Origin of the sequence: Demequina lignilytica, from assembly GCF_030418305.1 — a bacterium.
In the GTDB taxonomy this organism is placed as follows: domain Bacteria; phylum Actinomycetota; class Actinomycetes; order Actinomycetales; family Demequinaceae; genus Demequina; species Demequina lignilytica.
The window spans coordinates 1-5,533 of record NZ_JAUHPX010000012.1; the positions used below are offsets into that span (position 1 = coordinate 1).

General features: G+C 72.1%; 4 protein-coding genes. 3 read left to right on the top strand and 1 reads right to left on the bottom strand.

Annotation, left to right across the window (positions count from 1 at the left end):
- The first annotated feature begins 65 nt into the window (after window positions 1-65).
- The 3 genes from QQX10_RS13580 to QQX10_RS13590 all read left to right on the top strand — a co-directional run bounded on the left by QQX10_RS13580 (window position 66) and on the right by QQX10_RS13590 (window position 2,574).
- Window positions 66-437, top strand: coding sequence for a YccF domain-containing protein (locus QQX10_RS13580; protein WP_301122124.1), 372 nt, complete (start codon window positions 66-68; stop codon window positions 435-437).
- Window positions 438-511: 74 nt separating this feature from the next.
- On the top strand, window positions 512-1,132 hold the full coding sequence (locus QQX10_RS13585) for a sigma factor-like helix-turn-helix DNA-binding protein (protein ID WP_301122126.1): 621 nt from the start codon (window positions 512-514) through the stop codon (window positions 1,130-1,132).
- Window positions 1,129-2,574, top strand: coding sequence for a hypothetical protein (locus QQX10_RS13590; protein WP_301122128.1), 1,446 nt, complete (start codon window positions 1,129-1,131; stop codon window positions 2,572-2,574). Before QQX10_RS13585 ends, QQX10_RS13590 begins: the two co-directional genes overlap by 4 nt.
- Before the next feature lie 15 nt (window positions 2,575-2,589).
- Here QQX10_RS13590 and QQX10_RS13595 read toward each other — a convergent pair whose 3' ends face one another.
- Window positions 2,590-5,253, bottom strand: a complete 2,664-nt coding sequence (locus QQX10_RS13595) for a DEAD/DEAH box helicase (RefSeq protein ID WP_301122130.1) — start codon at window positions 5,251-5,253, stop codon at window positions 2,590-2,592.
- Between the last annotated feature and the right edge of the window lie 280 nt (window positions 5,254-5,533).

The following is a 5,533-nucleotide window of genomic DNA, read 5'->3' on the forward strand; positions in this document are numbered from 1 at the left end:
CACGCGGGGGGCTTTCGTTGTCTTCGGCGCCCTGAGCAGGGCCCCGTCGACGTACGCTGGAGGCCATGCGCACCCTTCTCAACATCATCTGGTTCTTCTTCGCCGGCATCGGCCTATGGATCTCCTACGCCGCCGTCGGCGTGATCGCCTTCATCACGATCATCGGCATCCCCGCTGGTATCGCTTGCTTCCGGATCGGGAACTACTCGATCTGGCCCTTCGGCCGCGAGGTCGTCCGCGACCCCGACGCGGGCGCGTGGACCGTCGTGGGCAACATCTTGTGGATCCCCCTCGGGCTCATCCTGGCGATCGCTCACGTCGTGACCGCCTTCACGCTCGCGATCACGATCATCGGCATCCCGATGGCGTGGGCGAACCTCAAGCTCATCCCGATCTCGCTCACCCCCATGGGGCGCATCGTCGTCGAGACGCACTGAGCCACGACGGAACGACGGCGGGGTGCCGACGTCCGGCGGAGGTGCGACACTGACCGGATAGGGAAGGTCGTCCGGTGCGCACCTGGTCGCGGGTGCTCGACGCGATGCTGCGCGAGCACGGAGAGGAGCTGTACTCCCGCGCGTTCGCGTTGACCGGTCATGCCGGTTCCGCCGATCAGGTCCTCGAGGACGCGCTGGTCGCGGCCTTCCGCGGGGTCCGCGTCCCGGACGTCGCCGAGGCGCGCGCGGCCACGATGAGGGCGATGCATCGCGCCCTCGCCCGACGACGCGCGCCAGCGGACCGCAGGGACGCCGGGCCCGCTCTCGACGAGGTCGCGGATGCACCGGAGAACCGGTTCGGCGCCCGCCCGCACAGCGCGCTGCACGCGAATGTGGTCGCCGCGCGTGACTTCGTCGCCGACCACCCGCCGTACGAGGACGACGCGCGCGAGGCGCTCGTCGCCGACATCTCCAGTCTCGGCCCCGATGAGCGGGTCTGCCTGGTGCTTCGCTGTGTGGACGGCATGTCCATCACGGACCTTGCTGCCGAGACAGGCCTCAGCGGTCGACGCGTCCAGGCGGTCCTCGAGCGGGCGGTGCGCAGGCTCGCGGAGCGTCGACCGTGGCTCGCGCTCGACCTCGAGGTCGCCGTCTGGGGCGGCGATGAGGAGACCGCCGTCGAGGTGGATCGATGAGGGGGCCGGTGACCGACGCCCTAGCATTCGCCGCTGCCAAGGGCACGCTCGCCGCGGGCGCCCAGATGCCGGGGGTGAGCATCCGCGCGCGTCGGCGCGTGCGGCGCCTGCGGCGCGGGTACGCATGGGCCTACGCCGCCGGCGGTGTCGCGCTGCTGTGCGCCGTCGTGCTGCTGCAGCCCTCGGCGGACCCGGTCGACGCCCCGGTGGCCGACCGCGTGATCGCCCCTCCGCCGCCGATCTCCGCGTCCTCGGACCTAGGCGACGTCGGTGCCCGGACCATCGCGTCCTCCGGAGCGGAGCGCCAGGCCGCGCTGTCCTGCGCGGCGACCGCCTCGCCCGGCACCGTGCAGGTGTGCGATGCCGTCTGGATCGGCGATGCGCCCCTGATCGACGTGTCGGACACGTCGCTCGCGGTCGGGCCTGGGGGCGAGGCCCAGGTGACCTGGCGCGTGAGCAACGTGGCGGCCGGCGCTCTGAAGCTCGACGTGTCGCGGGTGACGGTCGCGGTGGTCGACGGCGACTCCGTGCCGAGCCCGACTCCACCGTCGGAGCCGGGCGCGACCGCCCCCGACGTGGTGGCGTCGGCCGGCTCGTCGTGGTGGGCGTCGCCCACCACGCGGTACGCGTTCGGGGGAGATGCTGCGCGGGTGGAGACCCTGTCGCGGGGAGTCTCGCTGAGCGGCGTCGCCACCCTGCCCGCCGGATCGGTCGCGCCTGCTGGTCGTCCCCGTGTCCTGATCCAGATCGCTCTCGCGGGAGAGTCGGACGGCGGCGGACGCACGGTGCTCGAGGGCACGACCGCGCCGCTGTCGAGCATCGCGACGACCGCCGCCCTGCTGGACTCCGGCGAGCCGCGGACGGCGTCGGACCCGGCCCGAGGACGCCTGAGCGTGCTCGTGTGCGACGCCACGGGCAGCGCGGACGACCGCGTACCCGACCGGTGGGGGAACGACTACCTGTGGACGCCGACCTGCGACCCGATCTGGATCACCGGCGACGTGCTGGCGGACGTCGTCGTCCGGTCCGACCTCGACCGATCGCCCTACACGCGGGTGGTGCGCTGGTCTGCGGTCAACGCCTCTGGCGCGACGTTGACGGTGGACCTGGGCGCGACGACGGCGGTGCTCGAGCTGGCGCCGCCCGTGGAGCCCCACGAGTCCCGACTCTGGGCCTCGACCGGCGACGGCATCGCCCGGATCGACACCCTGTGGCGCTCCACCGCACGCCGCACCGCGGCGATCCGTGGACCCGGCTCCCAGCTCGTGCAGATCGCTCCGGGCGAGACCGTCGCGGGCTCGGCGGCGTTCCACTTCCCCGCGTCGACCCAGGCGGAGGACTGGGGCGAGCGGCTCGAGCGGACGACCCCGGTGGTCCACCTGGTGCTAGCCGCCGCCGGCGTCGGGGACGATGCGTTGGTCCTGGAGCTCGCGCCCGGGTGAGTCGTCCTCGTCCCGCTACATCGCGCCGACGTGCACCAGCTCGATGACCGGCGCGCCTGCCTCGTCGGACGCCGGAAGGTCGACGAGCGCGGTGAGGGCCCAGTCGTGGTCGCCCGCCGGGTCGTCGATCACCTGCCTCACCACCCAGCTCGACGGGTCCGCCTCGGTGCGGTCGGCGGCGGCGAGGGCCGCACGGACGCTCCCGTCGCTCGAGTCGCTGGCCGTCGTGACGATCGTGAGGAGTGCGCGCGCCCGGGCCCCGGGTCCGATTCCGACGGCGTCGTCGCCATGCGCCTCGAACAGCGGGTCGAGGGCGTCGGCCCAGGCGTCAGCGGTCCAGCCGGCGCCGCCATCCAGCGCGCCCAGCGCCGCGTAGTCCTCGCGAGCGGCGAGCTCGATCCGGCGGAACATCGCGTTCGCGACCAGGCGTCGCAGCAGCGCGGGGTTGCCCGTCATCGGTCGCGCCGGACCGGTCACGGTGCTCGTGAAGGCCGCGCTCGCCGGGTCGACGTCGTCGCCCGCGACCACCTCCGGGTTGGCGAGGCGCTCCCACTCGTCGAGCAGCGACGAGTCGGTCGACCGCACCGTGCCGCCCAGCCAGTCGGTGATCTGCTCGACCTCCTCGGTCCGATGCTCCTCCGGCACCGTCTGCCGCATGGCGCGGTACGCCTCCGCCAGGTACCGCAGCACCACGCCCTCGGTGCGCTCCAACCCGTAGCGGGAGATGAGATCGGCGAACGTCATCGCCTTCTCGATCATGTCGCGCACCACCGACTTGGGTGACAGCTCCGCGTCGAGGATCCACGGGTTGCCGCGGCGGTACATCGCGAACGCGGGCTCGAGCAGCTCGGCGAGCGGCCGCGGCCACGTCACGTCCTCGAGGAGCTCCACCCTCTCCTCGTACTCGATTCCCTCCGCCTTCATCGCGGCGAGGGCCTCGCCGCGCGCCTCGTGCTGCTGCGCGAGGAGCACCTGCCGGGGGTCGGACAGCGTCGCCTCGATCACCGAGACCACGTCGACCGCGTGGTCCGGGCTCTCCGTGCTCAGCAGGTCCATCGCGGCGAGCGCGAAGGGCGACAGCGGCTGGTTCAACGCGAACGAGCGCGGGATGTCGACCACGAGGCGCACGGTGGTCCGTCGACCGCCCGGACGGGACGCATCGTCCACCTGGACCCGCTCGACCACCCCCGCCACGCGCAGCGAACGGTAGATGCGCAGCGCCTGGCGCCCGTGCGCCGACCGCTGCGCCGGCGTCTCGTGCACCGCCGCGAGCAGGCGCGACATCGCCTCGACCGGGTCGCCCTCGCGCGCGAGGATGTTGAGCACCATGGCGTGGGTGACGGCGAAGCTGCTGGTCAGCGGCTCCGGGTCCGCGTCACGAAGCCGCTCGAACGTGGCATCCGTCCAGTTCACGTGCCCGGCGGGCGCCTTCTTGCGGACGATCTTGCGGCGCTTCTTCTCATCGTCGCCGGCCTTCTCGAGCGCACGCCGGTTCTCGATCACGTGGTCGGGCGCCATGACGATCACCTCGCCCTGCGTGTCGTACCCCGCACGTCCGGCGCGGCCCGCGATCTGGTGGTACTCGCGCGCCGTCAGGTGCCGCATGCGGGAGCCGTCGTACTTCACGAGCGAGGTGAGCAGCACGGTGCGGATCGGCACGTTGATCCCGACGCCGAGCGTGTCGGTGCCGCAGACGACCTTGAGCAGTCCCTGCTGGGTGAGGCGTTCGACGATGCGCCGGTAGCGCGGGAGCATCCCCGCGTGGTGGACCCCGACGCCCGACCGGAGGAAGCGGCTCAGGGTCTTGCCGAACCCCGTGCCGAAGCGCACGCCGTCGAGCGCCGCGGCGATCGCGTCCCGCTCAGACCGGCTCGCCACATGCATGCTGAGCAGCGACTGCGCTCGCTCGACCGCGTCCTTCTGGGTGAAGTGCACGATGTAGACGGGAGCACGGCCGGTGCCCACCAGGCTCTCGATCACCTCGGGGAGCGGCTCGAGGCAGTAGCTGTGCTCGAGAGGCACAGGTCGCTCCGCCGTCGTCACCTGCGCGACCGCCCGATCCGAGCGCAGCTGCAGGTCCTCGACCAGCCAGTCGGTGTCGCCGAGGGTCGCCGACATCAGCAGGAACTGGGCGCCCGGCAGCTCGATGAGCGGCACCTGCCAGGCCCAGCCGCGCTGCGGGTCGGAGTAGAAGTGGAACTCGTCCATCACGACGAGCGAGGCGTCGGTCGCCGCGCCGTCGCGCAGGGCGAGGTTCGCGAGGATCTCGGCGGTGCAGCAGATGATCGGCGCATCGGGGTTGACCGCGCTGTCGCCGGTCATCAGGCCCACCTGCTCGGCGCCGAACATGGCGATGAGATCGAAGAACTTCTCGGACACCAGCGCCTTCAGCGGCGCCGTGTAGAACGTGCGGCCTCCGAGGCCGGCACGATGCGCGGCGAGCGCCGCGAAATGGGCGCCGGCGGCGACGAGCGACTTCCCGGACCCGGTCGGCGAGGCGAGGATGACGTGCGAGCCCGAGACGAGCTCGATCAGGGCCTCCTCCTGATGGGGGTACAATGGAAGGTCCCTTTCCTCCGCCCACGACGCGAATGCGTCGTAGAGCGCGTCGGGATCGGGATCCGCGCCGGGAGATGTCTCCGGAAGGCGGGCGAGCAGGGACGAGTCGGTGGAAGCCATCGACACCATCATCCCGTGCTCGACCGCCCTGGAATGCCGCGACCGCGCGTGACTCGACTTTCAGGGGCCGGTCTGGCGGGTTCATGGCGCGGAAGCGCGCAAGAATGGCCGGGACGCCTCCATAACTGGACAGGAGCATCATGAACAGCGACAGGGACGAGCGCGACGAGCGCCGCGCGAGCTACGACTCGCGCCCCGGCATCAACCCGCGGAAGCCGCGCGACGGCGATCGCCGCGAGGGCGGTGACCGTCCGCGTCGTCAGTTCGACGGTGACCGTCG